This window comes from Loktanella fryxellensis, from assembly GCF_900110065.1.
Lineage (GTDB): Bacteria > Pseudomonadota > Alphaproteobacteria > Rhodobacterales > Rhodobacteraceae > Loktanella > Loktanella fryxellensis.
Genome location: NZ_FOCI01000071.1, coordinates 1 through 1,224, shown reverse-complemented (window position 1 = coordinate 1,224; position 1,224 = coordinate 1). Strand labels below are relative to the sequence as shown.

General features: G+C 59.1%; 1 protein-coding gene and 1 pseudogene. One reads left to right on the top strand and one right to left on the bottom strand.

The window, feature by feature from the left end:
• Positions 1-113: 113 nt before the first annotated feature.
• A pseudogene (istA, locus tag BMX16_RS17235) lies at positions 114-713 on the bottom strand (IS21 family transposase); the annotation flags it as partial.
• A 51-nt stretch (positions 714-764) separates the two neighbouring features.
• Here istA and BMX16_RS17230 point away from each other — a divergent pair.
• Positions 765-1,136, top strand: coding sequence for a response regulator (locus BMX16_RS17230; protein WP_089906018.1), 372 nt, complete (start codon positions 765-767; stop codon positions 1,134-1,136).
• Positions 1,137-1,224 lie beyond the last annotated feature (88 nt).

The following is a 1,224-nucleotide window of genomic DNA, read 5'->3' as shown; positions in this document are numbered from 1 at the left end:
ACTCAAGGCTCGAACCTGAAAGCTGCCGCCTGACATGAAACAAATGCGAGAGCTTATTGCGGCAGAAAGCTGGTCGAAAAACTAGGGCCACCTCTGTTTGCCATCGCGAGGAAGCGCATGTTGTCATAGATGCCGCGCTCCGGGACCCCACCGAGGACTCTGAACCCGTGCCAATGGGCATCGAACAGCATCTCGTGCGTTTGCAGCAGATACGCCCGGACCAGAAAAGCCCGGCTGTGCGACAGCTTGATGTGGGCAACCTGGAGCTTGGTGCGCTCGCCACCCAGAACGGCAAAGTCCTCGCTCCAATCGAACTGGAATGCCTCGCCCGGTCGAAACGACAGTGGCACGAAGGTGCCCCGGCCGGTCGTTTGCTGATCACGCTGCCGATCGGCTCGCCAGTCGCGCGCAAAAGCCGCAACCCGGTTGTAGGATCCATCGAATCCCAAAACCATCAGATCCGCATGCATTTGCTTCAGCGTCCGCCGCTGCTTGCGTGACTTCCCCGCCTCCGTCTTCAGCCAGCCGGCCAACTTCGCAGCGAACGGATCGAGCTTGCTCTGCCGCTCCGGCGTTGCGAACTAAGGCTCGATCGTGCCTGCGTTCAGATACTTCCTGATCGTGTTGCGCGACATGCCGGTCTGCCGCGCAATCTCGCGCAGGGGCAAGTTCTCGCGCAAAGCCATACGTCGGATGATGTTCAAAAGTTCCATGTGTATCACTCCAATGTCCCCCGCTGCGTAGGCCGCTGGGGGAAGGGTCACATGGGTCAATTCTCAATGGAAATTATGCTGCTACCCGGGTCACTTCTGGGTGGAAATCAACACGCAGGCTACACCGTTTTCCTCGCCCCGAACGGGCAAACGGGGCTGGAAGCGGTGGAAAACGAAAACCCGGACTTGATCCTGACCGATTACATAATGCCGCGCATGGATGGCCTCGCCATGATCGCCGCTCTGCGCGCGGCGGGGGTCGCGCTTCCGATCATTCTGTCCTCAGCAATCCCGGAGAGAAGGCTGCCGCAAACGGCGAGCCTGGCATACGACGCCTATGTCGGCAAACCCTACGGCGACAAGCAGCTGCTTGATGTCGTTCCCGGCTTGCTTGACAAAGCTGTCCAGCTGCCATTATCGTAAGCGCCGTCCCCGTCCCATTGATTTCCAGGGTTCCGCTGCGCTGGTGGAGGAGCGAGTTTCCTTTTGATGTTTCAGAAGGAGATTGCAG

Bases quoted from the DNA above. Each gene is read 5' to 3' on its own strand.
- BMX16_RS17230 (WP_089906018.1), top strand. From the start codon at position 765: ATGGGTCAATTCTCAATGGAAATTATGCTGCTACCCGGGTCACTTCTG.